20 protein-coding genes and 1 riboswitch are annotated in these 24,203 nt (G+C 57.3%); of the genes, 6 read left to right on the plus strand and 14 right to left on the minus strand.

All coding sequences use genetic code 11. The features are described from left to right. Positions 1 to 93: 93 nt before the first annotated feature. The 4 genes from SH678x_RS22620 to SH678x_RS22635 form a co-directional block, all read right to left on the minus strand. A complete protein-coding gene (locus SH678x_RS22620) occupies positions 94 to 1,197 on the minus strand; it encodes a hypothetical protein (RefSeq protein ID WP_496920737.1) in 1,104 nt (367 codons plus the stop codon). Beyond that, positions 1,194 to 4,079 carry a protein kinase domain-containing protein gene (locus SH678x_RS22625; RefSeq protein WP_496920738.1) on the minus strand — a complete coding sequence of 962 codons (2,886 nt, stop codon included), beginning with the start codon at positions 4,077 to 4,079 and terminating at the stop codon, positions 1,194 to 1,196. Before SH678x_RS22625 ends, SH678x_RS22620 begins: the two co-directional genes overlap by 4 nt. A 219-nt stretch (positions 4,080 to 4,298) precedes the next feature. Continuing rightward, positions 4,299 to 4,919 carry a sigma-70 family RNA polymerase sigma factor gene (locus tag SH678x_RS22630; RefSeq protein WP_496920739.1) on the minus strand — a complete coding sequence of 207 codons (621 nt, stop codon included), beginning with the start codon at positions 4,917 to 4,919 and terminating at the stop codon, positions 4,299 to 4,301. Between the two features lie 162 nt (positions 4,920 to 5,081). Next, complete coding sequence (locus SH678x_RS22635; RefSeq protein ID WP_496920740.1) at positions 5,082 to 5,525, minus strand: RrF2 family transcriptional regulator; 444 nt, start codon at positions 5,523 to 5,525, stop codon at positions 5,082 to 5,084. A gap of 236 nt (positions 5,526 to 5,761) precedes the next feature. Between SH678x_RS22635 and SH678x_RS22640 the strand changes: the two genes are divergently transcribed. After that, entirely contained in the window at positions 5,762 to 6,364 is a 603-nt protein-coding gene (locus tag SH678x_RS22640; RefSeq protein ID WP_496920741.1) for a protoglobin family protein, read from the plus strand. Between the two features lie 18 nt (positions 6,365 to 6,382). On the opposite strand, the gene SH678x_RS22645 is transcribed toward SH678x_RS22640, so the two are convergent. After that, the gene (locus tag SH678x_RS22645; RefSeq protein ID WP_496920742.1) at positions 6,383 to 7,489 is read right to left on the minus strand and encodes a matrixin family metalloprotease; all 1,107 of its coding nucleotides are present in this window, start codon (positions 7,487 to 7,489) and stop codon (positions 6,383 to 6,385) included. Positions 7,490 to 7,666: 177 nt separating this feature from the next. Between SH678x_RS22645 and SH678x_RS22650 the strand changes: the two genes are divergently transcribed. Next, positions 7,667 to 9,325, plus strand: a complete 1,659-nt coding sequence (locus SH678x_RS22650; RefSeq protein WP_496920743.1) for a hypothetical protein — start codon at positions 7,667 to 7,669, stop codon at positions 9,323 to 9,325. A 56-nt stretch (positions 9,326 to 9,381) separates the two neighbouring features. Here SH678x_RS22650 and SH678x_RS22655 read toward each other — a convergent pair whose 3' ends face one another. Then, a complete protein-coding gene (locus SH678x_RS22655; protein ID WP_496920744.1) occupies positions 9,382 to 10,314 on the minus strand; it encodes a histone deacetylase family protein in 933 nt (310 codons plus the stop codon). 229 nt (positions 10,315 to 10,543) lie between these two features. On the opposite strand from SH678x_RS22655, the gene SH678x_RS22660 reads away from it, so the two are divergent. Beyond that, a complete protein-coding gene (locus tag SH678x_RS22660) occupies positions 10,544 to 11,908 on the plus strand; it encodes a hypothetical protein (RefSeq protein ID WP_496920745.1) in 1,365 nt (454 codons plus the stop codon). A gap of 86 nt (positions 11,909 to 11,994) precedes the next feature. On the opposite strand, the gene SH678x_RS22665 is transcribed toward SH678x_RS22660, so the two are convergent. Continuing rightward, on the minus strand, positions 11,995 to 12,549 hold the full coding sequence (locus SH678x_RS22665) for a DUF6580 family putative transport protein (RefSeq protein ID WP_496920746.1): 555 nt from the start codon (positions 12,547 to 12,549) through the stop codon (positions 11,995 to 11,997). A 69-nt stretch (positions 12,550 to 12,618) separates the two neighbouring features. After that, positions 12,619 to 13,122 carry a DUF4430 domain-containing protein gene (locus tag SH678x_RS22670; protein ID WP_496920747.1) on the minus strand — a complete coding sequence of 168 codons (504 nt, stop codon included), beginning with the start codon at positions 13,120 to 13,122 and terminating at the stop codon, positions 12,619 to 12,621. A 106-nt stretch (positions 13,123 to 13,228) separates the two neighbouring features. Between SH678x_RS22670 and SH678x_RS22675 the strand changes: the two genes are divergently transcribed. Further along, on the plus strand, positions 13,229 to 15,370 hold the full coding sequence (locus SH678x_RS22675; RefSeq protein WP_496920748.1) for a 3-hydroxyacyl-CoA dehydrogenase NAD-binding domain-containing protein: 2,142 nt from the start codon (positions 13,229 to 13,231) through the stop codon (positions 15,368 to 15,370). Further along, complete coding sequence (gene fadA / locus SH678x_RS22680) at positions 15,367 to 16,524, plus strand: acetyl-CoA C-acyltransferase FadA (protein WP_496920749.1); 1,158 nt, start codon at positions 15,367 to 15,369, stop codon at positions 16,522 to 16,524. The genes SH678x_RS22675 and fadA overlap by 4 nt, the downstream gene beginning before the upstream one ends. A gap of 60 nt (positions 16,525 to 16,584) precedes the next feature. On the opposite strand, the gene SH678x_RS22685 is transcribed toward fadA, so the two are convergent. From SH678x_RS22685 to SH678x_RS22710, 6 genes are all read right to left on the minus strand, one after another. Continuing rightward, positions 16,585 to 18,852: a hypothetical protein gene (locus SH678x_RS22685; RefSeq protein ID WP_496920750.1), complete on the minus strand. Its 2,268-nt coding sequence runs from the start codon at positions 18,850 to 18,852 to the stop codon at positions 16,585 to 16,587. 158 nt (positions 18,853 to 19,010) lie between these two features. Further along, positions 19,011 to 20,090, minus strand: coding sequence for a prenyltransferase/squalene oxidase repeat-containing protein (locus tag SH678x_RS22690; protein ID WP_496920751.1), 1,080 nt, complete (start codon positions 20,088 to 20,090; stop codon positions 19,011 to 19,013). Between the two features lie 160 nt (positions 20,091 to 20,250). Further along, positions 20,251 to 20,538: a co-chaperone GroES gene (locus tag SH678x_RS22695; protein WP_496920752.1), complete on the minus strand. Its 288-nt coding sequence runs from the start codon at positions 20,536 to 20,538 to the stop codon at positions 20,251 to 20,253. Between the two features lie 105 nt (positions 20,539 to 20,643). Then, positions 20,644 to 20,814, minus strand: a complete 171-nt coding sequence (locus SH678x_RS22700; RefSeq protein WP_496920753.1) for a hypothetical protein — start codon at positions 20,812 to 20,814, stop codon at positions 20,644 to 20,646. A 46-nt stretch (positions 20,815 to 20,860) separates the two neighbouring features. Next, positions 20,861 to 21,304 carry a Minf_1886 family protein gene (locus tag SH678x_RS22705; protein WP_496920754.1) on the minus strand — a complete coding sequence of 148 codons (444 nt, stop codon included), beginning with the start codon at positions 21,302 to 21,304 and terminating at the stop codon, positions 20,861 to 20,863. A 73-nt stretch (positions 21,305 to 21,377) separates the two neighbouring features. Beyond that, a complete protein-coding gene (locus SH678x_RS22710; RefSeq protein ID WP_496920755.1) occupies positions 21,378 to 22,298 on the minus strand; it encodes a PSP1 domain-containing protein in 921 nt (306 codons plus the stop codon). Positions 22,299 to 22,441: 143 nt separating this feature from the next. Beyond that, a riboswitch (Fluoride riboswitch) is annotated at positions 22,442 to 22,515 on the plus strand. Positions 22,516 to 22,601: 86 nt separating this feature from the next. Between SH678x_RS22710 and SH678x_RS22715 the strand changes: the two genes are divergently transcribed. Further along, entirely contained in the window at positions 22,602 to 23,921 is a 1,320-nt protein-coding gene (locus SH678x_RS22715; RefSeq protein ID WP_496920756.1) for a voltage-gated chloride channel family protein, read from the plus strand. Positions 23,922 to 24,203: the final 282 nt, after the last annotated feature.

Consider the following 24,203-nt stretch of genomic DNA (forward strand, 5'->3'; position numbering starts at 1 on the left):
TTTCTTCACGGGGGAGTGTTATGCCCCGGTCTAATCGTAGCGAAAAACCGGTCTGTAAGGGACCAAAGCGTTTGTCCCGACTTCAAGAATGAATTAACCGAGCCACGATCCCAGCTTTTTGCGTGGCGGTTGCAATTCGCTAGTCCGCGAATTGCGGCGATGCCGTGCAATCAGGCCCCCTCCTACCAGGACAGCCACCGTCGGCAACGCGATGTAGTACTTGCCCCCTTCGTTGCCGCGCAGAGAAACAGCGACTTCCTCGGCCATGAGCTCATCGCCCCACAATTCGTCTAACACTTGATCGTGAGCTTCTGCGGTGGAAAGCTCATCATCAGCCGGTAGCGATTTCTCGTCCCGTGCACTCTTCGCCTCGGGAACAGCTGGCCGTTCCGCCGAACGCATCAATTGAGCCGCTTCCTCAGGAACATCTCCAGGCTTATCAGTCTGGTTCGCGGGTTGTGATTCAGCCGCTGGGATCTTGTTGGCCGCGTCCTCGTTGGGCTCAGCCTTCGGTCGCAAACGATTTGCAATGTCGGTCAACATGGCCTGATCATCAGGGCTCTGACCTGCGGCCACATTGAGAGCCGTATGTTTGCCGCGCGGCTGCAACGTCGTGGAGAGCGAAGCGACTTCAAAATAAACGTCGCGGGCTCGCGCCAACGTAGGTTCCTTTGCCGACGAATCAAACGCCGTGAGCTGCGACCCCTCGGACGCGCTTTCCACCTGGGTGTATTCCGACCGCGGCGAGCTTTGCAGCGACGAGGGCAGAAAAATATTGCTCAGCTCGATCGTGCCGCCCGGTTGCTCGACTTGATTGTCGGGCTGAGGAATCGGCGTGACCTGATCGAAGTCCGTCGCTGCGGGACCACTTTCTTCTGCCCCTTTGACCAGCTCTTCGTAATAGGAGGCTGCCGCGGGGTGCTCCTCTAAAAATCTCTCCACGCGATTGCCATCCACGCGATCGATGATCGACTGGACTTTGTCGTTATTGAAGCTGAAACTAATCGCGTTGTCGGTAGCGAGTACCAATCCTCCCTGATTCAAAACCAGACTATTGATTGTGCTCCCGTTTGCGAACACCTGTATATCGCGATTGATCGCAAAATCAGCCGACAACGCTAGCCGCTCTTCCATCCGTTCAAAAGCCAGCGCGCGACTCTTAATCTTTCCGCTCAAGGCTGTAATCTTTCTGTTCATGGTTGCACCTCAGCGGCAATTCGGTTGGCGATTTGATAGCGGGTTCGCAAGTTCTTCGGAATCTGTTGCATGTTTACAGCGTAACCCGTGGCCTCGGCCTGCTGCAACGTGACGATTGCTTCATCGAGCACGCGCTCGCGTGAAAACTTTTTGTCCTGGGAATCCGCAGGAATCGCGTCTCCAACGACGCCCAATTCCATGGCCACTTGAAACAGTTGCTCGCCGTTGTCTTCCCACAACTTGCGGCGTTCAAGCGCCAGCTTCGCGGCAGCAGCGGGTTCGTTGAGCATTCGCAACGTCCGCGCACAGTTGAAATAGTGCTTGCTTAAAAAATCGCGATACTGCGTTTGCTGTGGCGCTTGCAGGACGGCGATTTGTTGATGTTCGATGGCTTGCTTGTAGGCCACCAACGCCTGTTGAAAATCCCCGGCCAACTCGCTGGCCATGCCACGATTGTTCAGCACCCCCGCGAGCGAACTGCGGAAGCGAATATCACGCGGGAAGTCTCCCACAAGTTGTTCGAACAAAACTTGCGCTCGTTCGTAAGCTGATGCGGCTTCTGTGTTCTGATCATCACGCGCTAGCGCCTGGGCTAAGTTATTCCAAGTGATCGCCAGATCGCTCCGATATTGCACCACCACCGGGGCTTGGCGGACCAATTGCTCCTGCAACTTGACCGCCTGTTGAAAGGCCACGATCGCGTCATCGTTCTTGCTTTGATGCCCCAAGATCGCGGCCAGATTGTTGTAGCTGAGTGCGAGATCGCTGCGAGCCGACGCCGATTGATCATCTTCGGATTCTTCAACCAGTTGTGTAAGCAACGAAACCGCCGCGCGGCACGAGGCTTCCGCCGCGGTCCAGTCGTGCTCCTGTTCCATGAAGCTGCGATTGTTAAATGCCATCGCCAACGCATGCCGCGTTTCGCGATCCGTCTCTTTGGTCGCGACGATTGTTTCGAGGATTGCGATGGAATGTGTTAGCGATTTCCGCGCCGCATTCTGCTCTCCAATTTGTCGTTCGAGCAAACCACGATTGGCGAACATCTCGGCCAACACACGCTTGGCAGATGCGCCCTGATCCTTGCTTGAAGTGACTTGAGTTTGCAGACGAATCGCCGCCGAGTATTGCTGGCGAGCCTCGGCCAATTGGCCTTGCGCGGCAAACAGCATGGCGAGATTGTTGAGGGCCGTGGCATGTTGTTGCTGAAACTCAGCGGGCTTCTCGGCCGTGGCAGCTAATTCGCCGAACAACTTGGCGGCCGTGCGAAATGCTTTCTCCGCCGTTTCTTGATCGCCCAGTTGATCGGCAATCGTCCCCGCCTGCAATTGGGCATTCGCCAAATCGGCTTGAAGCAGCGGATCATTCGCAGCGCGATCGATAAATTCTTGGTAGTACTTCAGTGTATCGCTCAACACCTCTTGCCGCAGCGGTTCGCTCCCCGGCAGACGCGCCAACTGTCTGGAAAATTGCGTCCCAAAGCGATCCACCACTTCGCGGGCCTGTTTCCAGTTGACTTCCGCCGTGGCTAACGCAGCCTGCTTGCGACTGTGTTCGCGCGAAAGCAGAATGGCCCCCGTTGTCGAAACAGCGGTGAGAATCAGCAAGAACGCCGCGGCGAGCGAAACAATCGTCCGATGCCGCCGGACCCATTTCGCCGCGCGATCGGCCACGGTGGGTCGCTGCGCGAGAGTCAGTTTGCCTTGGAGAAAACGGTTGAGATCGTCGGCCAGTTGCTCGGCCGTCGTATAGCGTTCGTCGCGCGACTTGGCCATCGCCTGCAAGACGATCGTTTCCAAATCGACCGGGATAGCCGGATCGATGGTTCGCGGCGGGGTCGGCTCTTCGTTGCCAATCGCCTGCATCACGGCTTGACGATCTTCGCCCGGGAACGCTGGCCGCAGCGTTAGCAATTCGTACAGCGAGGCCCCCAGCGAATAGATGTCGGTCCGCGGGTCCACAAGTGCATGCTTGCCGGTCGCCTGTTCGGGACTCATATAACGGAGCGTGCCGACAACGTCGCCGGTGACCGTCACGCCTGGACTGTCTTGCACCCGCGCGAGGCCAAAGTCGGTGATCCACAGTTTGTTGCGATGGTCGACCATCAGATTCGAAGGCTTTACGTCGCGATGAACCACGCCGCATTCGTGGGCGTAGTGCAAGGCGTTCGCCGCCTGAATTCCCAAACCGGCAATCGCGCGGCAATAGCGTGTTTGTCCCGCCGCATGCTCGGACGACAATTTTGAATTCAACGTCGATTCAATGGCCATCGTCGAGACAATGCATTGATCGACCTCCTGCACCGCTTCGCGACGTAACTCGCCTAAGATCTGGTCGAGCGAACGCCCCTGGATCAACTGCATCGCATAGAAATGAACGCCCCGTTCTTGCCCCACGGCAAACACCGGCACGATATGCGGGTGATGCAGCTGGGCCGCGGCCTGGGCTTCGTTCTGAAAGCGAGCGATCTGCTTATGATCCCACATCGCCGCGAAAGGGAGTACCTTCAAAGCCACTTTGCGCTGCAACGAAATTTGAGTCGCTTCGTAGACGACCCCCATCCCGCCGCGACCGATCTCGGGACCAATCTCAAAATCGCCCAGCCGCTTTTCGCTGTGCCGTGAGAGTTGCTGAGATTCCACTGGCTTGGGAACCGCCAGATTTGCCTCCGGCTCGTGAAGGCCGTGCGTGGCGCCGTGGAGCATCTCGATGCTTTCCACGAACGAGCGAATGTCGGTAGCCAAGTGCGGATGATCGGCGATCAAGCGTTCAACATCGAGCGGCGTATTTTGTTCCAACGAAAGCAAATAGCAATCGAGCACGTCGGCCAACTCGCGGTCAGTCGCCGAACTTGTCGAAAACGATTTGGTCGATTCGCTAATCATGCCTACTTTACTGGCCGTTAATCAATGTTGTCTGGTTTTTAAGTACATCTTTAAATCCAGAATATTTAGCCACTGATGAAACACGGATTGAACACTGATCATACAGAATAAATAACAGTTCTTGTCACAACACAGGAACATATCCTTTTATCCGTGTTTAATCCGTGTTACTCCGTGGCTTTATGTAATTTCAATTAGACCTGTATTAGGGTTAGTGCCTCAAACTTCCATCTGCTCACGCAATTGCCGGATCGCGCGGAGCCACAGCATCCGTACCGCACCGGCGGAACGGTCCATCCGTCGCGCGACTTCTTCAAACGGCAACGATTCGATATGACGCAGCACGATCACTTCGCGATAATCGGCCGGCAGGTCCGCCACGACGTTCGCCAACTCGAGTTGTTGTTCGTGCTTTTGATAATTCATGCTCGGCGACGTGCCGGGGTCAGGCAGAATCGCATCTAGCCGCGTGGTCGAATGCTCCAGCGACGTCGCCATCGCTTCGAGCGAAACTTCACGGTGGACGGTCCGCTTTTCAGCCAGTACGTGCTGCTCCACGACGCGGTGGAGATTATTGACCAAAATCCGCCGCAGCCAGGCGCAAAACTCGCCACTTGACCGGCCGCGGAATTGGCCAAAATCGCGATTGGCTTCTAAAAATGTTTCCTGCACCACGTCGGAAGCGCTGATTCGCCGCTGGAGTTTCTTCTCCAACTGCGACATTACGAGCAGTTTGAGGTAGTTGCGGTAGACGTGTAGCAGCCGGCCGAAACATTCGTTCGAGCCCGCAAGTGCTTGCGACAACAAGAGATCGGGATTGATGGCAGAGCTATTTGACATGGCTGGGTCGCCTGTGGGGGGTCGGAATCCTTCCTCGTGCGAAAGGCAGGATCTCCCTGCGATTGTCACGGAGAGGTCTGAGAATTTAGCAGAAAATATAAGTCGTCCTGACTGGCCCGCCCCTGAGCATAACGTGGGGACCCCCCAGGGGCAAACCGGCTGCTAGCGGGCGTTGCGCGCCGACGGCACCTCGCACAACGGCTTCACTGACGACGGGTCGGCCAAGACTTCGGCCAGGGTCGTTTTGCCGAAGGCCTGCTCGACCTGGGCCAGCGCGGCGTCCAGGCGGCTGTGCAGGGGGCAGAGCTTCTTACCGTGTGAGACCAAACCCAAGGGGCAGGTCTTAATCCGCTGCAACGGCTCGACGACGTTCACGATGTCGAGCACGGTAAGTTTCTTCGGATTGCCAGCGAACGAAATGCCTCCCCCCGAACCGCGCTGCGAATGCACTATCCCCGCACGGGCCAAACTTTGAACGACCTTCGACAAGTAAGCCGCGGGAACTTGGGTCACCTCGGCAAGCTGCGAAGTGGTGCAAGACGCAGGGGCAATCCCCGCCAAATGCACGACCGCCCGCAGGGCATATTCGACGGTTTGAGATAGCATGGCCAAAACTCGCAATCTGGATGTTGACATCCAATTTAGCGACCTCTAAAGTAACTATAATTGGATGTCTTTGTCCAATTATTGTAACAAAGAATTTCGTATTAACAAAGAACCACCTGTCTAATTTTTAAACCGCTAATTGACGCTAACGGTCGCTAATAAACCAATAAGCGACGATAAGCGAACATTAGCGGTTTATCCCGATACGACTTACAGATTGCCAGGATTAAATCGCTATGAAACACATCGACGAAGCACGATTGGAAGAGGACTTGGAATATCGTTTTGGCTATTTGGCCGAGTTCATGGAGTTCGGCACCGAGGAGATCGCCGCCATTCATGCCGCGGCGGGACCGTTGAGCGATCACGTGGGAGCACTCGTGGACGCGGTCTACGTGAAGCTGTTTTCCTTCGACGCCACGAAGCGCCACTTCGTCCCCCCACAACACGGCTATCAGGGCGAACTCGCCGACGACGTCGAAACCTTGTCGCTCGACGACGATGTGATTGCTTTCCGCAAGCAGCATCTGGGTCGTTATCTGACCACACTCGTGACGAAACCTTACAACACCAAGATGGTGCAATATCTCGACGCCGTCGGTTCGATGCACACGCCCGACATGGGGAACAAATCGATCAACGTGCCGCTGGTGCAAATGAACGCGCTGCTGGGCTTCGTCGCCGATGCCCTGAACGCCACGATCCTCAGTCTGGGCCTCCCGCGTGAGAACGAGATCGTCACCCTGCGAGCCTTCAGCAAACTCCTGTGGCTGCAGAATGATCTCATCAACCGACACTACAGCCGCGCGCCATTGCCGGAAGTCGCCAGCGTTGCGTGATGAGTGCTTGGTTCGTCGTCATTCCCGCGAAGGCGGCAATCCAGTGATACTCAGTGGCCTACGCGCGAAACCCAAACTCGCTAGTGCAATAAGCACCATGCCACTCGGCTCCGGCACTGCCGCGAGCGAACTCAGCGGCACAATCGCCCCGCTGCCGGCTTCGCGTTGCCAGATCAGAAAATCACGACCGGTGACGGCCCCATCGCCGTCGGCGTCGCCATCTTGATAGTTCGCGCCGGTCGAGACTCCATAACCGGCCTGCCACAGAATCAAATCGGCCGAGTCCACCAGATTGTTGTGATCGAAATCGGCCTGGAGCGCGGGGCCATACAGAAACTGAACGCCCGCAATGTCGTCGGCATCGGGAATCCGATTGATCGGCATCTTGCCATCACTGTCGGGATCGTAGTACGCGCATTGCGAACCATCGAAACCCGAGTCTACGTACCCACACATCAACCCTGATGGCACATCCGAGTGAGCCAGTGCCACGGCGTGGCCCAGTTCATGGACCACAAGTCCCTCGAAGTCGTTGCGGTAATAGCCGCCCCCCGGCGGGTACAGATCATAGAGATCGCCCTCGGCACCCGGCGCGACATAGAAGGAAATGTCAGACCGACTGTTAAGGATAATGTCGCCATCAAGCGTCGTATCGCCAGGAGGATAGGCCGAATAGCCAACCCCCGCCGAGAAGCCGTCAATGTCAAATGCACCAATGCGAATGTCGCCTATGGTTTGCCCAGGCGCTTTCGGCGCGCCAAAAGGTGTGCCATCGTCGATACCCACATACTCAAAATAAATGTTGCTGACGGACGACCAGTTGTCGAACGCCGATTGAATCATCGCGAGCGCCGCCGTTTGGCCGCCGACCTGATTGAACACGGATGTTAAATCCGAGGTGCCGTGAATGTAGTTGGGCGCCGAGGCATGTAAGGTTGTGCCCTGGGGCATGAAACTCCAAGTGATCGTTCCGCCGGGAGAACCGGGCGTGAATATATCGCCCCACTTTTGGTAGTACTCATCCTCACCCCAAGGATAAGGGCCAAACAGATTGTAGGCCGCCGCCGACGCTGCCAACTGCGTGACGAGAATCAAAGAAAGTAAACCGACTCCCAGAGAACGCATCGTAGCTCCTTTAGTCTTGATCGATTCAAGTTTGCTTGATCGATTTTAATGCCCACGCATTATAGCTGGCCCATGAGTCGCAAAATGAGAGAGAAATACACTTATTCTTAAACAAACTGCGAGGATTGCCCCATCTACTGGGGGGATAGTCCCACCATTTCCATAAGGGCCAGATACGTGTTTTTAGAATTTGCCTTTTCCGTTTTACTGTCGTACTTCGGGCCGAATCCCCCGCTCGTTGTTTCCGAGGAAACAACCGTCATCACCGCGCCGCTCAGCGACGATGGCTTGCCCGACTATCAAACCTATTGGCGGGACTTGGGCCGCGAGGGGGTCACGCACGACAACAATGGCGCCGTGCTGTTTTGGCAGGCCATCTGGCCCGCGGGGCTTTCCCAAAACGATTTGTTCGCGATGAGCGATGCCCTGGGCTTTGCCCAAATGCCCAGCACGACCGAAAGCCTGCAAGATCCGTTCGACAGGACCGTACGCAGCTTGGTGTCGTACTGGCTCACCACACAGTATCAAGTGGTGCTGACTCCGGCCGAGTCCGATACGTTACTCAATCCGACGAATCAACAAATCATCGACAAAGCGGCCGAAGAAGTGATCGATTTGGCCATGAGCCGGCCTTGGACGAGCGAGCAAATCCCGCCGCTTGCCGATTGGGTGAAGCATAACGCAAAACCATTTGAACTTTTGACCGAGGCTGGTCAACGGCCGAAATGGTGGTCTCCTTCACCTTCGCTGTTGCGACCAAAATATGAAGGCGCTATTCAAATTTTGTTGCCGGGAGTACAAAACCTGCGCGGGGCCACACGGGCGCTTTGCATTCGAGCAATGTGGTACGCCGCCCAAGGCCAACGCGCGGAGGCCTGGCAGGACCTGCAAACAACATTTCAATTGGCCACTCACTGTGGACGGGGGATGACCCTCGTCGAACAGTTAGTCGCCATCGCGATCGACAACACGGCTTTGAGCCGCACGGTAACGCTGTTGCAGCTCGACGAATCCGACGCCAAGTTCGCCCGCGAAGTGCTTGATTACTTGCAGAAACGCAAAATCCCTTCCGACGTGGTGCGCTCGTTCGATCAAGGAGAACGCGTCTTCTTTGCCGATATGGTTGTCATGTTGCTGCGTGATTTCAGCACGTTAGAAAATGCGGGCACCGATGTGACGACGCCTGCGCTGTTGTTCTTCAGCCAAGCACCCGTGAATTGGAACAATGTGCTGCGCTCCGCCAATGCGATTTACAATCGGTTGGTGGAAACCGCGCGCATTGCCGACCGAGCCGAACGCATGCGCGCGACGGCGAATCTTGACCACCATATTTCGCAACTCGCCCGCTCGGCTGGGGACCCAGCTCGCATCGCGGCCAGCTTTATTAACGCCGAGGTCAGGTCCGCGCTGGTTGCCGACACAATGGTCAGCCTGATGTTGCCGGCGCTCAATGCCTCCATGAAGGCCCAGGATCGAGCAATTGTATTACTCGATCTCACCCGCGTGGCGGCGGCGCTCGCCGTCTATCGAGCCGAACAAGGCAAGTACCCAGAAAAACTCGCGCAGCTCGTGCCGAGCGTGCTCGACAAACTTCCGAACGATCTTTATTCGGATCAGCCGTTTATTTATGAGCGTAAGCCTGATGGGGGCTATTTGCTCTACAGCGTGTTTGAGAACTGCAAAGACGATGGAGGCACTGAACGCGATGGCTCAATCATCGGCGGCGAATGGGTCGCGCCAAACTCTGGCAATGTCGATTATGAGCACACCGACTTGGTAATCCGCGTACCAGTTCCGAAGTTCGAGTTGCCACCGAAACCGACATTCGCAAACTAAGCCCGGCGAGGCTGCTTCAGCAGCCGTGCGAATAACCCACAAGCTTGCGCTCACGTCTACTCTGTTCTTAACAGCACTTCCAAATGCGTGGCGACGCATTGTGCCAACACTAGAGGATTGTATCCCCCTTCGAGCGCACTCACCAAACGCCCTTGCGCATAGCTGTTGCCAATGTCAACAGCGATCTGCGTGAGCCATTCAAAGTCTTCCGTCTCCAAACCCAACGAACCGACCGGATCGCTGTGGTGCGCATCGAAGCCCGCGCTCACGAGTACGAGTTCCGGTTTGATCTTCGCGGCGAAATCTTCCAGACTTCTTCGCACGATGTCTTGATACTCGCGGCGCGACGTGCCGAAGATCACCGGCAGATTGCGGGTCGTGCCCAATCCTTTGCCGGTGCCGGTTTCGTCGGCCGTTCCTGTGCCGGGATAAAAAGGCCAGCGATGCACCGAGAAAAATCCCACACGCGGTTCTTCGTAAAAGATCGCCTGCGTGCCGTTGCCGTGATGCACGTCCCAATCGATCACGAGCACGCGTTGTAAACCGGCCTCGAGCGCGGTCCGCGCGGCCAGCGCAATGTTGTTGAACAGACAAAATCCCATCGCCACGTCGCGCAGTGCATGATGGCCCGGCGGGCGCACCAAACACAAAGCGTGAGAATCGTCGCCGGCGATGACTCGCTTGGTCGCATCGCAAACGGCCCCCGCCGCGAGCCTTGCGACGTCGACCGATTCGCTCCCCACGATCGTGTCGGCATCCGCCATCCCGCCGCCGCTGGCAGCAAGGCTCTCCAGATAGCGAATCATCTCCTGCGTATGGACCGTGGCCAGACTTTCTTCCTCGGCTCTCTGCCACGTGGGGCGAGTGCAGCGTTCCGCGAGGCCGGTTTCGCTGAGCCGGGTGAGAATCTGCACGAGCCGCTCAGAACGCTCGGGATGCTGGCCGGTGTTGTGATCCAGAAATCTTGGCGAAGTGTAGAGCAGGGTCATGGCAGGGAACTCACAGGGGACAGTTCCTTTAGCTTGACATGCCGCGAGAATTCTGGCCAGAGCGAAAACAAGCTAACACGTTACAAGCCAACGGCTTGCGCACGAAAAAAATGCCGGTTGCGAATGGCGATTTTGCGGCGGGGCACTCCAACCTTAGAATAGAGAGGTTCGCACGCGCGGCCGGTCGGTCGACGCATCTCGCGGCAGGAACATTTAAGGAACAGAGGCCATGTTCGCAAAATCTCATCTCGCTGTACGCCGGCGTTTCTCTCTCTGCGCCGCTTTGGCGGTTGTGTTTGGTAGTCTGTCGACGGCAACGTTTGCCCAAGACTACAGAACCTTGCCCGTCAATCAAGCCGCCAGCAGCTTGAGAATAAGTTTTGCCACTGCCGCTAGAAATCCCGCCGGGTTGGGAGGCTCCCAGGCTGACGTTGAAAAATATTTGAAGGAGTACCACTTACCGTCGATGACTCTCCACACGTCGGACGCTTTGAAGGAACTCAGCAAGTCGCGCGAACAATTGCTTAAACTCCTGACGCAAGTCACCAATGCAGGGTCGCGAGATTTTATCAATGAATTGATTTTCACCTACGGTCGCGGCATGGCGCGGGGCAACTTCCATCCCGCCGTGCGTTACAACGCCGTGCTAATGCTCGGCGATCTGGATCAGCAATTGGGGAGTGGATCTGCCGCTCCGGTTCCGATGGCTAAGGCGACGCAGGAACTCTTGGAACTCGTCGAGAAAGAGGATTTCAATAAAGTCCCCGTGCCTGAGTCGGTGAAACTCGGCGCGCTGATCGGCCTCGAACGGCACAGCCGTTATGGTATTGATCCCAGCCTCAATCCACGCCTGACTGCCGCCATGATCAAAGTCGCGGGCAGCCCAACCCCCGAGGATGTTGATGCCGACGTGCATGACTGGGTCCGCCGCACCGCCGCTCAGGTGCTGGCCAACCAAGCGAAACAAGGCCCCACGAAAGAAGTGCAAGCCGCGCTAACCGCGCTGATCGCCGACAAAAAAGTCGATCTTGATGAACGCTGCAACGCCGCCGCTGCGCTCAAGCGGATCACCTATCCCGCGAATGCCGACATCGACGGTAACGCGGCGGTTGATGCCATGGCGCAATTGGCTCTCGATGTGGTGTCCGAAGCAGCGAATCTTGCTCGGGACTATCAAAAGCAAGCCCTGGCGGGTGCTGATTTTTCGAGCCGAGCCGGGGGTGGTTATGGAGGTGGTCGAGGCTACGGTGGTGGTGAATATGGTGGCGGTCGCGGTTACGGAGGCGATGAAGAAGAGACTGGCCCTCGTTTCGAGCGCCGTCAGGTCTTTGCTCGGCTTTACAGCATCGGTACGGGGAGCACGTCTTTGAAGGCTGGTCTGGCTGATGAACCCAAGGCTCGCTTGGATGACATGATCGATCAGATGGGACCGACCATGCAGATCATGGAAAATAAAGATGCCACAGAAGTGTCGGTGTCCAATAAAGTTATCGAATTAGAGACGGCCCTCAAGCAGTTGGTCCCCGCGGCCAAGTCGGCAGAAGAAGCCGCGGCTGCGACTGAAAAAGAAGACAAGGCGTTGGCTGAGAACTGAGCAGCAAGAGTTTTGAATCACCAGAAACGCAAAACGCCCAGGGATGGCCATCCCTGGGCGTTTTGTGTTTTGAATGATCAAGTCGCTTAATTCTTCACGCGCTCGCGAGCGAAGGCGGGGGTCTTTAATCCGACCGATGCCAAGCTACCGGCCAGCAAGCCGAGGTAGAAAACGTCGCCGGCGAGCATCGTGCGATAGAACGGCAAGCCCGCGACATAGCAATTCGTCAAACCTTCCCAGGTGTGTGCGTACATGCTGGTCGAGGCCCAGTGGACGAAATTGGTCACGATGAAAAACGCCGTGGCGGGAACCATGCCGCAGAGTATGCCTTTACCCACAATTTGCCAGCCTTCGGCACCACGAGTCCAACGACCCAGCACCATCGGCACGATCATCATGAGATAAACCGAGAGCAGCACGAACACGTTCTCGTAGCCGTCGAGGGCGAAGTTGGAAATCGTGAGAATCCCCACCGGCAGCAACGCCGCCAACCACATCGAACGGAAGTAACAGCCACCCAACACCGTGGCAGCCATGATCGGTGTGAAGTTCCAATCAGGCTGACTCCAACGCCCAACCACACCAATCGCCAACAGAAGGAAAAAGACGCTCAGATCGCGGAGGGTATCTCGCTTCGACATGGTGGGTTCCTGAATGAAAACTTGCGACCGAGCGCAAAGATTTGTGCGGAAGGCAATACGCCGCCTATTCTACAGCCCATCTTCTTCCCCCGCAAACCACCAGCGAACCTGCTCGCCGGGGGCGACTTCTTGCAGGCAAAAGCTCTTGGTTCCTGGCGTGCCAGCAACCTCGTATCGCCAATTTCGACCGCTGGCCCCCTCGTTCTTGAGCCCTTCCAATTCCGTGAGAAAACCACCTTCACCTTCGCCGATCTGCTCGTAGGTAATCCCAGGCTGAAAGTCGCGCGCGGCCGCCATCACGTCGGCGGCGGTCATCCCGGCTTTCCAAGGCAAGGCATCGAATTGTCGCTTGGCACCGTTGCCAAAATCGATTTCTAGCTGCACAACTTCGCCGGTGGGCTTATCGCTGGGGGTCCATTCCACCGAGGGCGCTTTGGACAGCGCAGGATGCTCCCGCGCGCGATCCCAAATCACTAAGCTCCCCAAGATGAGCGCCAGAAAAAAAGGAAATAACCACAGCCGAGGTGGGGGTGCGTCCTCGGTCGCGTCTGGGCCATTTGGGTTCGTTGCCATAGAATAAAACGATAACTTTTTGGGGAAACGACGTCGACCGCGTTTCTGCTGATTTCCCTGTCCCCGAATTTCCTTGTCCCGCTGACTTCCTCAAAACTGCCGAGCAATGATGGCTGACTCTATTCTCACGCTCGATTTCCCCCCATCCGACGTGGCGGTGATCACGATCAACGACCCGCAGAAAAGCGTCAACATCTTGTCACGTGGCACGCTAGCGGACTTCGCCAAACTGTTTGACGAACTCGAAGCTCGTAAAGGCTTGTCGGGGCTGGTGATTCAATCGGCCAAGCCTGGCAATTTCATCGCCGGTGCCGATCTGCGTGAATTCGTTGCCGATATCGACAAGCCCAAGTCCGACGTGATAGCCGTCTCGCGCCATGGCCATGAGCTCTTTGGCCGGCTGGCAAAGTTCCCCTTTGTGACCATCGCGGCCATTGGCGGCTTGTGCATCGGTGGTGGGGCGGAACTTTCGATCTGGTGCGATCGCCGCATCATGGCCCGCGAAGCGGCGAGCTACGGCTTCCCTGAAGTGAAGCTTGGTTTGTTTCCCGGTTGGGGTGGCACGGCGCGCACGCCCCGGATTGTGGGCCTCGGCAATGCGGTCGAGCTGGTCTCCAGCGGCGAGAACATTGACACCAGCGCCGCCGAGAAAATGGGGCTGGCGATTGGTGTGCCCGCCGACAAGCTGCTCGACGCCGCGATTGAACTTGCCCGTAGCGAGAGTGTATCGAAGAGTTATCTGAAAGACCGTGAACTTTGGTCGCAGCCGATCACGATCAGCGACACAGAACTTGCGTTTCTCGGCGCGACGGCGAGTGCTTACATCCAGGGCCAAACCAAAGGCCACTATCCCGCGCCACTCGCGGCCCTGGAAGTCATGCTCGGCGCCGCGGGGGTCGATCTCGAAACAGCCTGCCAAATGGAAGCCGAAGGGTTCGCCGACTTGTTTGGTTCACCCGTCAATCGTGCGCTACTCAATGTATTTTTCTTGCAGGACGCCAACAAGAAACAGACCGGCCCTCCTGGCAGCGAGCCGCGGAAGATCGAAAAAGTCGGCGTGCTGGGCGCGGGCACGATGGGGCAGGGGATTGCCGCCGCGAATGTGAAACGCAAGATTCCCGTCACGCTCACCGACATGAACGACGCGGCCATTAATCGCGGCGTGCAGGGGGTGATCACCGAAGTCAGCTTCAACAAAGAAACCAAAGGTCCTGATGCTAAGAAGGCCCTCGATTTTCTGCCGTTTATCGAAGGGACGCAAAGCTACGAAGATCTCGAAGACGCCGACCTTGTTATCGAAGCCGTTTTTGAAAGCGCCGATGTGAAGCACGAGCTCTTTGCCGAGATCGAGCCACAACTGGCCGAAGAAACGCTGCTCTGCTCGAACACGTCGACGATTCCCATCACGACGCTCGCCCACGGGCTCACGCATCCCGAACGGTTCTGCGGGTTGCATTTTTTCAATCCCGTGCGGCGAATGCCGCTCGTGGAAGTGATTCGCGGCAAGCAAACGTCCGACAGCACGATTGCGACCGCTGTGGCTTATGCAAAGGCAATTGGCAAGTCGCCGATTGTCGTGAACGACGGCCCCGGCTTTTTGGTGAATCGCGTTCTGCTCCCCTATATGAATGAAGCACTGTTGCTGCTCGAAGAAGGAGCCACGATCAAGGCCGTCGACAAAGCGGCCACGGGCTTCGGCATGCCGATGGGCCCCATCGAGTTGTACGATACCGTGGGACTCGACGTCGCCCTCCATGCAGGCAACGTGATGGCCCGGGCGTTTCCCGATCGCGTGGTGCCTTCGAAGATTTTGCCGGCGATGGTCGAAGCCAAACGACTCGGTCAAAAGAACGGCCAAGGGTTCTTCGATTACGCCGACGACAGCAAAGGTCGATCAAAATCGCAGCCGTCAGCGGCGGCCGCTGAGATCATCAAGAAACACGCCACAGGTGAGACCAAAGACAATCTCGTCGACCGGCTGTTATTACCCATGTTCCTGGAAGCGACTCGCTTGCTCGAAGAAAACATCGTGAGCGATGTTCGCGACGTCGATCTTGCGTTGATTTTCGGCATCGGATTTCCACCGTTCAAAGGGGGCCTCTTCTTTTGGGCCGATACACTCGGCGCGGCAGCGATTGTCGAGAAGCTTAAGAAGTACGAACACCTGGGCGAGCGATTTAAGCCAACGCCGTTGTTACTCGAGCACGCGGCGAGCGGCGAGAAGTTTTATGCGAGGCAGTCATCATGAAATCTCCTGTTATCGTTGATTGCTGCCGTACGGCCATTGGCCGCTCGAGTGCCGAGAAGGGCGTGTATCGCTTTGTTCGGAGCGACGACCTCGCCACAATTGTGGTGAAGGCTCTCGTCGAGCGGACCGGTATTGATCCCCAGGAAATTGAGGACGTTGTGCTGGGCAACACGCAGCAACAGCGCGAGCAAGGTTTTAACATCGCCCGCATCGTGGGCCTCATGGCGGGGCTGCCTTCCACTTCGGCGGGCGCGACCATCAATCGCCTCTGCGGCAGCAGTTTGCAAGCGATCAACCAAGCATCCCACGCGATCATCGCCGGGGCGGAAGACGTGCAGATCGTCGGTGGCTTGGAACATATGCAGCACATCCCGATGGACTCGGGTGTGGACTTCAATCCGAAGTTGTTCCACGCGACAAGCAAAGGGGCCCTGCACATGGGCTACACGGCGGAGTTCTTGGCGCAATCGCAGGGGATCAGCCGCGAAGCTCAAGACAAGTTTGCACTGGCAAGCCATCAAAAGGCCGCAGCCGCCACCGAGAAGAAGGAGTTCGCACGCGAGATCATCCCCGTCTGGGGTCATGATGAAGCGGGCTTGCCGCTCTCCGTCACGGTCGATCAATGTATCCGCCCCGACACGAGCCTCGAAGCGCTCGCGGCGTTGAAACCGGCGTTCATGCCCGGCATCGGCACGGTTACGGCAGGCAACAGCTCGCCGCTCAACGACGGCGCGGCGGCGCTGTTGATGATGAGCGAAGAGAAAGCCAAATCCCTAGGTCTCAAGCCACTCGTGCGCGTGCGGGCCACGGCGGTGGCTGGAGTTGATCCCGCGGTGATGGGAACCGGTCCCGTGCCCGCCACACAGAAAGCACTCCAACGCGCGGGACTCAAGCTTGCCGACATCGAACTTGTGGAACTTAACGAAGCGTTCGCTTCGCAATCGCTGGCCTGCATTCAGATGCTCGGCCTCGACGAAACGAAGGTGAATGTTCGTGGCGGGGCCATCGCCATCGGCCATCCGCTGGGGGCAAGTGGCGCGCGCATCGCCACGACGCTCATTCACAATATGATCGACCGCGATGCTACGCTAGGACTCGCCACGATGTGCATCGGCATCGGCCAAGGCATCGCCACCATCTTCGAGCGCGTCTAAAGCCGCTCGCGGCTTAGCGCTCTGTGATGAAGCTCGGTGCAAGCACCGCGGCTAAATGGTTTAGTGATCGGCGTAAACGCGGGTGCTTTCTTCCTTGGTGATCGGCTCGCGAATTTCGTCGGTCGTGATCTGCACCTTGATGCGGTGATCGCCGTCACGAATGCCCTGAGCTTGAATGCGGAACGTCGTTTCGGCCTTCGGACCCAATTGGGGCAGGGGAGCAAACACCACGCGATCCCCTTGAATCGCATGTCGTGTGTCGCCGTGGCCCGAGAGCGCTCGCAGACCGGGGGGCATGATCGCCACCACTTGCACGTTGGCCGCGGCTTTGGAACCTTGATTCACAACACGGATCTCATAGCCCGTTTCGCCGCCCACTTCGATGGGGTCATCGCGGTCAACGACTTCAAACATCAGCGCCGCGATCCCTTCGACCGTAACCTGTTTTTGAATTTCGTCGTTCAGACCGTCGCGAGCCTTGGTGCTCACCTGCAACGTGTGCTGCCCTGGTTCGACGGGCAATGCCACGAGTTCCACGGTACCCCGTTCATTGGCGGGGAGTTCCGCTAAACTCCAAATCACGCTATGTGCCGCGGCATCGTATTCACCCAAGTTGTTCGCGCTCACGAATTGCAAACCCTTGGGCAAGTGCGTGACAAGCTGAATTTCCTTCGCCGGGGCCGTGCCGGGATTGTCGACGCTCACTTGGTAAGTCGCGGGACGTTCGAGGAACCGGCGTTCTGGGCCTTCCACGGTCACTTGCAAATCGGGGGCAACAATTTCAAATTCGCAGCTTGCATCGACGTGCAAGCCAGCATCTGCTTTGGCGGTCATCGTGTTTTTGACGCGGCCCGATTGTTCGGCGGTGAGGACCAATTCCAAACGGCGCGTTTCACCCGCGGCGAGATTGCCGATTTCGAATTCCAGAGCCGGTCCCGCTTCGTGCGTTACGCCGGTGGGAACGGTTTCCAAAATCATGACGCCGGTCGCTTCGCCGCTGCCGGGATTGGTAATTTCCACTTGGACGATCTGCTGCTCGCCCGCGTGAACTTGCGGCTGCGACGAAAGTCGCAAGGCGAGTTCGGGCTTGGTGCAGCGAGCCTTGGCCGAAGCTTGAGCAGCCATCGTCACCGTGGCCACGCTCCCCAGTTCGCCTTCTTCGGTGGGAATCAATTCCATCTCGACGGTCCGCTCTTCACCGACAGACAAGGTGCCGAGATCCCACACAACCTTACCACCAGAAACCGAAGCACGGGGTGCCGTGCCGACGAGCTCCGTTCCCAAAGGAATTTCATCATGAACCTGTACGTTCTGAGCGGTTCGCTGACCACTGTTTTGAACGCGGATGCCAAACGTGCAGCGTTTGCCCACCTGAATCTCAGGAGGAGCGAGTTTCAAAATCGTGAGCGAAGGGGTTTGCGCCCCTTCCAACACGCGTTCGCCGGGACGGCCTGAACCAGGCTGCGAAGCCAAACCAGGAGTCGGCGTAATACCGGTGTTCGTCGGTTCGTCGTTGGCAATTTGAGATTCGGCTGGAGTGGGCAGCGGAGCGGCGTCCACAGGGAAGGCCGACATCGGTTGACGAGAAGCGATTTGCGCATCCGCGGCACCCATATCCACGACCGGGGGCAAGCTCGGCGTGGGAACTGTTGTTGGCGTGCCGTAGCGATTGTTGCTCACCGGCATCGGCGCGGCCGCAAACGGATTTGCGGTGGTGACCGAGGGAGCTGACTCTGGCAACTGCGATTGAGGCAGCGGAGACGCCAACGGATTGGATGTTTCTTGGGCCAACGGCTCGGCGGGAGTCGGCGTGTTCACGGGAAGCGGTGAAGCGGTGGCGAAATCTTCGCGCGTGTCGGCGATCTCAGCGGGTGTTTCGAGCTCAGCCTTGGCTTGTTGCACATTCGTGTCGGCCATGCGAAGCGGATTTGCATCGGGCCCTTGGCCCCGAGTCACATCCTCGACGGGTGGCTGAGGTTCTTCTTCGATCGGTGGCAATGTGGCTTGCGGTGCGTAGCTGCCATAGCGGTCGCCAACTAATGGCACGACCGGAGTGGGCTGAGTGTCACGCAACGTATTGCCAAAAGGATCCGGGGCATCGTTGCTGGTTTCCGGCTCGGATTTCTCCTCGGCGAACAGATTCTTGAGCTGTTCCTTGGCGGAATGAGCCCGCAGCGAATTGCCGGTTTCGGTGTCCGCTTCGGCTGAACCATTCATGCACCAATAAGCGCCGCCGCAGCTCGCGCCAAGGACGGTGACAGCCAACGTGGCAGGCCACATCAGACGACGAACAAGAGAAGGACGGCCAGTGGTGAGATTCGTTTCCATGGGAGAACCCTGAAAAATGCCAAGCGTTTACCAAAAAGGGCGCGTGCGTCGGCGCACCTCGGCGCGACTCGCGCGGCGAGGTGTAGCAAATGGCCGTACGCGGGCAAAGAGCATTCCCGCGGATGTGCTAGCAGCCGCTCGCGGCTTAGCAATGGAAACTACTGCACATAGGACAGTGCCAGCAGCACATATCCCGTCACCAGATTGGGATCATTCTCCAACCAGCGCGGCTGGGCATTCACCCAACTGCCGTCAGGCTTCTGCTGCTTGGCCAGAATTTCAACCAACTCGGCTTTCCAGTCGTGGGCCTTGCCCGATTCATCAACCAGCTCGGGTTTGCCCACGGCGTTGAGCGACTTGGCGAACGTGTGATAGTAGTAATAGAGCCCGCTGTCTTTCATGCCGGGATTTTCATCGAGCGTGTAATTCTTGGCGATCCATTCGAGCGCCGCCTTCACGCGCTCGTCGTCGGCTTTCACGCCGGCGTAGATCATGCTCTTGAGACCCGCGTAGGTCATCGAACCGTAGCTACGCAAGCCGCCATCTTCCTCGGCACCGGCTTGGCTCGATCCCCCCGCGGCAATCGTGTAATAAAATCCGCCGTCGGGATTCTTGTCGGCGTACTCGGTTTCATTGTGTTCCGTGGGCAGATTCTGGCAACGCGACACAAACACCAACGCCTTTTGAATCGCGGGGTCATCGTCGCTCGCGCCCAATTCTTTGAGCGTGTCGATCAAGAACGAAGTGTTCGACAAGTCAGGCCGGGAATGCGAACCGTAACCCGCCCCGCCGTAGTTCATGCTCGGTTCGTCGTGATTTTCACCGCCATCCCATTGAACTTCCTTGATGTACTTTTCGGCGTTCTTGACGAGGTCGTCGTATTCACCGTTCTTGTTGGCCAAGTGAAAGGCCACCACCGCCAAACACGTTTCGTAGTTGCGATGGGTGCTCCCCGGCTTGTAGATGCCGCCGTCTTCTTGCACGTACTGCTTCAAATAATCGAGCGCCTTGGCCACGACCGGATCGTCAGGGCTCTTGCCGTTCTTCAGCAAGGCCGTGATCACGAGCGAAGTAATGCCCGTACCGCTGTCGCTACTGAACGAGCCATCCTCGGCCTGCGACTTTTCGAGAAACGCGGTCCCTTTGTCGACGAGTTCCTTGGCCTCCGCGGCGAAAACATTCGCTCGAACCAAACACAGAAGACTCAGAACTACAAACGCAACAAGCCTGGATCGCATGGAAAACTCCTCGCTGCCGGGGGAATGTCGAGAATCGACCGTAAGACTCCTCATCCTACAGCAGGGGAGAGGAGAAGAAAAATCCCCTAGCGCGAGTCGGCAATGGGCACGTGTCAGAAATAGCGACACCGCCAGACACTTCGTCGACAGGCAAATTGCCTTAGCGAATAATCGCCAGCACGTCTGCTGAGCGCAAGATCAAGAGTTGCTCGCCGTCGATATCGACTTCTTGCCCTGCATAGCTGCCGAACACCACGCGATCCCCTTCTTGCACGTCGCAGCCGCCGCGCTTGCCACTGGGCAGCAGCGGGCCATCGCCCACGCTCAAGACTTTTCCTTGTTGAGGCTGTTCGCGCGCTGAATCGGGCAGGACGATCCCTCCCGCGGTGGTTTCTTCCGCTTCGACGCGCTTGACGACAATATTATCCCCGATGGGTACCACGTTCATGTCAATTAGTGTCCTCGTTTATGCTTGCCGCGCTGAAAGACTCGATTCGCGGCGTTAGCTCTGCCTCAACGAATCACTCTATTGAAAAACGGCGCGGCAAGAAGTTCAACTGCCAAACGCCATCCAAGCCAGAAAAATCATCCACAACGCCAACAAAACACTGGAAACAATCAGTTGCCAACGGCTGGGGCGGGGGCCAGAAAAGTTGGTTTCAGCAGGGGAAGCCGTTCCCACGGGACCGCTGGGCGGAGGGGCTTGCCGTTTCTTGGCCGACATCAATGCTCCGTCCTCTGCAACTCAGTCCTCTTCGACTCAGTCCCCATCAATAATCGCGCTCCTCGCTCGGATCGAGAGGCGAGAATTGAAAGCTATGCTGAAAACCTTCATCGAAATCAAAGACGTCGTCGAAATCTTCACGACGATCGTGAGGCGTTTTGCGCATCTGTTCGATCTTGATGAGATTGAACACGATCTCGCCAAAGTCGCCCGTGCTTTTGATGCCCCAACTGTTGAGCACGCATTTGGCCATGTAGCCGTATTGCTCGTGGGCATAAACTCGCATCGCTTCGCAGAGCTCTTGCCCCGTCACGTGCCGTTCGGGTTCGTCTTCCTCTTCGGCTTCGTCGGCAAAATACTCGGTCCCCATGCCGAGCTTCTCCTGCGCATGCCGCAGGGCCTCAAACACAAACAGATAAGCATCCAAATCGTAGCGCTTGTCGTGACACAAAAGTTCTGCAAGCGGATGATCGGGGTCAAGCATGGTCATAATAGTGGTCGCTTATCGCTATCGGTGCTGCATCGAAAATGCTGAATCGAAATGCCACCTACATCAGTTAATCTTACTCTCCCGCGGGAGAATCGTCAGCATCTGGTGACGGGAAATCCTCGCCCGACGTATCATCATCGGCCTGCCGCTGCGGATTCTTCGCATTTCCGCCGTTCCGCGAGCCACCCTTTTTCAGGACAGTCAGCACCGCCGAGCCATCCAGGGCCAAATGACGCATGTCCTCCATTTCCACGAGGATACGCCCGGCGAGAATCTCCTGTGCCAGCACTCGGCCCCGGCCTTCGCTGGTGATAATATCCGCCCCGATGGGTGGCAAATCTTTTTGCAATTCCTGGTAAGTATCGTACTCATAACGCAAACAGCACTTCAGCCGCCCGCACCGGCCGGAAATCTTGCTGGGGTCGAGCGTCGCCTTTTGCAGCTTCGCCATCCGCATCGAAACGGGGGGCATCTCCGACAGATGGGTATTGCAGCAGACCGGTTTGCCGCAATCGCCGTAATCGGCCAGCAGTTTCGCTTCGTCCCGCACGCCGATTTGTTTCATCTCGATGCGGGTTTGAAATTCGGTCGCCAGATTCTTCACCAGCAGCCGGAAATCAATGCGATCCTCGGCCAGGTAATAGACCACCACCCGCTCACCGCCATAAATTCGCTCGACGTCGACCAGCTTCATGTCGAGCTTCAATTCCTCGATATGCCGTTGGCAGGTGGCGTGTTCGTGTTTTTGTTGTTCCATCAAGCGGCGCAATTCGCCGGCGTCGTTGGCGTCGCGCTCGCGCAGGATCTGGCCGTTCTTGGGATCTTGCAAGTTCGCCAGGGCCAGTTCATTGGCCTCGCACAGCACTTCACCCACTTCCAAACCCCTCGCCGTCCGCGCGATCACTTGCGTACCGCGCGCAAACAGATCGCTCCCCCGGCTCGCAAAGACACCGAGGTCACGCATCACGCCATGTCGCACAACGTATTTGGGCATAGCTGGTCACTGAAAGAGTGGTTTGAGGAACCAATCAATATATCGGATAGATCGTACCACTAGTAGCCGAACATGGCCCCGAATCGCCCCAAATACGGCATAAGAACTGGCTTGCTTGCAGTCAGATTTCGATCTAAGCTTGATAGAGATCAGGCGATGGAGTTCGCCATAACCGCCGGGTTCTCTTGTAACCCGTGCTGATGACTCCTACAAACTAGGCCACCGCTATGTTTGTAGGAATCACTTCTCCGGCCTGCTGCCGCGAACCAGTGTTCCCTACAAACTCAAAACTAGGGAGCAACGATGCACTTTATTTGGGATCCACGCGAACACTGGGCACTGTTCACTTACACGCTCAAATGGATCTGCCTGGCCGGGCCCGTGGCGGCGGTCATCGGTTCGGCGTGCGCCTTATTTTTGTGGGCCTTGGAAGTCGCCACCCAAACACGCTATGCCGAACCGTGGCTGCTTTGGACTTTGCCACTTTCCGGGGCAGCAATCGCGGGGCTCTACTGGTTGTTTGGTAAATCGGTCGAGAAGGGCAACGATCTGATCATGGACGAGATCCACGAGCCGATCGAAGGAGTGCGTCTGCGGATGGCTCCGCTGATTCTGATTGGCACCGTGGCCACCCACCTTTGCGGTGGATCGGCGGGACGCGAAGGAACAGCCATTCAAATGGGTGGCAGCATCGCGTCCACATTCTCGCGCTGGCTGAAACTCTCGAAGCTCGACAATCGCACACTGTTACTCACGGGGGTGGCCGCCGGATTCGGCGGCGTCTTCGGCACTCCCGTCGCCGGCGCGATCTTCGCCGCGGAGTTTTTGGCGATTGGCCGTTTTCAGCACGAAGCACTTGTGCCTTGTTTGTTTGCCGGCATCGTGAGCGATTGGACCTGCACGGCCTGGGGGATGAATCACACCGACTACCATCAATACATCCAAACGCTTCCGCGTCACAATTGGCTGCTATTGGCCAAGGTTGCGTTGGCGGCGGTTGCGTTTGGCTTGGCCAGTGTTTGCTTCGCGCAGTTGACTCATGGCGTCAAGCATAGCTTCGCCAAGTTGATTCGCTGGCCAATCATGAGGCCCGTCGTGGGGGGGCTGCTGGTGATTGGGCTTACCTATGCTTTGGGGACTCGCGATTATCTGGGGCTCGGGGTGACGCCCCCTCCCCAAGACTCCCAGGGGGTGAGCATCGTCACCAGCTTTGCCGCCGGTGGCTCGCAAACCTGGAGCTGGTTCTGGAAAATTCTTTTCACCGCGATCACGCTCGGCAGCGGCTTCAAGGGGGGAGAGGTGACACCCTTGTTCTTTGTGGGGGCCACTCTCGGCAACACCCTGGCCATTGCCCTGGGGGCACCCATCGACCTCTTTGCCGCCATAGGATTTGTCGCAGTTTTTGCCGGGGCAACGAACACGCCCCTCGCTTGCACGGTCATGGGAATTGAATTGTTTGGCGCCGAACACGCCGTTTACATCGCCACCGGCTGCTCGTTGGCCTATCTGCTCAGCGGTCACTCGAGCATCTACAAGTCCCAACGCATCGCCATCCCCAAGATCGCCCCGAGCGCTAGAGAGCCACTCCCCGAGCAAGGGTATGGGGCTAACATAGCGACATGATTCAAATTATTGATAACGGAGACTCGCATCCCTGGCGTGCTGTTTGTTGTCGGCGGATACAATGCGCGGAAAGAAGGGTAAGACGGCGATATTATCCCCCTCCTTTCCAAGGAGGGGCTAGGGGAGGATTGTTTGGGAAGTTTTCGCGCGAAGGATTCTTCACTACCGCGCAGTGTTTGCCTTCACGAACGTGGGGGCGGGAATTCAAAAGGCCTGAAAGGTCGGCGATAAGATAGCCCAGGCCAACGGCCTGGGTTCTGGATGTTAAAGAGATCGTAGCCC

This window comes from Bythopirellula superficialaquae, from assembly GCF_059632245.1.

Bases quoted from the DNA above. Each gene is read 5' to 3' on its own strand.
- SH678x_RS22620 (WP_496920737.1), bottom strand. From the start codon at position 1,197: ATGAACAGAAAGATTACAGCCTTGAGCGGAAAGATTAAGAGTCGCGCG.
- SH678x_RS22625 (WP_496920738.1), bottom strand. From the start codon at position 4,079: ATGATTAGCGAATCGACCAAATCGTTTTCGACAAGTTCGGCGACTGAC.
- SH678x_RS22630 (WP_496920739.1), bottom strand. From the start codon at position 4,919: ATGTCAAATAGCTCTGCCATCAATCCCGATCTCTTGTTGTCGCAAGCA.
- SH678x_RS22635 (WP_496920740.1), bottom strand. From the start codon at position 5,525: ATGCTATCTCAAACCGTCGAATATGCCCTGCGGGCGGTCGTGCATTTG.
- SH678x_RS22640 (WP_496920741.1), top strand. From the start codon at position 5,762: ATGAAACACATCGACGAAGCACGATTGGAAGAGGACTTGGAATATCGT.
- SH678x_RS22645 (WP_496920742.1), bottom strand. From the start codon at position 7,489: ATGCGTTCTCTGGGAGTCGGTTTACTTTCTTTGATTCTCGTCACGCAG.
- SH678x_RS22655 (WP_496920744.1), bottom strand. From the start codon at position 10,314: ATGACCCTGCTCTACACTTCGCCAAGATTTCTGGATCACAACACCGGC.
- SH678x_RS22660 (WP_496920745.1), top strand. From the start codon at position 10,544: ATGTTCGCAAAATCTCATCTCGCTGTACGCCGGCGTTTCTCTCTCTGC.
- SH678x_RS22665 (WP_496920746.1), bottom strand. From the start codon at position 12,549: ATGTCGAAGCGAGATACCCTCCGCGATCTGAGCGTCTTTTTCCTTCTG.
- SH678x_RS22670 (WP_496920747.1), bottom strand. From the start codon at position 13,122: ATGGCAACGAACCCAAATGGCCCAGACGCGACCGAGGACGCACCCCCA.
- SH678x_RS22675 (WP_496920748.1), top strand. From the start codon at position 13,229: ATGATGGCTGACTCTATTCTCACGCTCGATTTCCCCCCATCCGACGTG.
- fadA (WP_496920749.1), top strand. From the start codon at position 15,367: ATGAAATCTCCTGTTATCGTTGATTGCTGCCGTACGGCCATTGGCCGC.
- SH678x_RS22685 (WP_496920750.1), bottom strand. From the start codon at position 18,852: ATGGAAACGAATCTCACCACTGGCCGTCCTTCTCTTGTTCGTCGTCTG.
- SH678x_RS22690 (WP_496920751.1), bottom strand. From the start codon at position 20,090: ATGCGATCCAGGCTTGTTGCGTTTGTAGTTCTGAGTCTTCTGTGTTTG.
- SH678x_RS22695 (WP_496920752.1), bottom strand. From the start codon at position 20,538: ATGAACGTGGTACCCATCGGGGATAATATTGTCGTCAAGCGCGTCGAA.
- SH678x_RS22700 (WP_496920753.1), bottom strand. From the start codon at position 20,814: ATGTCGGCCAAGAAACGGCAAGCCCCTCCGCCCAGCGGTCCCGTGGGA.
- SH678x_RS22705 (WP_496920754.1), bottom strand. From the start codon at position 21,304: ATGACCATGCTTGACCCCGATCATCCGCTTGCAGAACTTTTGTGTCAC.
- SH678x_RS22710 (WP_496920755.1), bottom strand. From the start codon at position 22,298: ATGCCCAAATACGTTGTGCGACATGGCGTGATGCGTGACCTCGGTGTC.
- SH678x_RS22715 (WP_496920756.1), top strand. From the start codon at position 22,602: ATGCACTTTATTTGGGATCCACGCGAACACTGGGCACTGTTCACTTAC.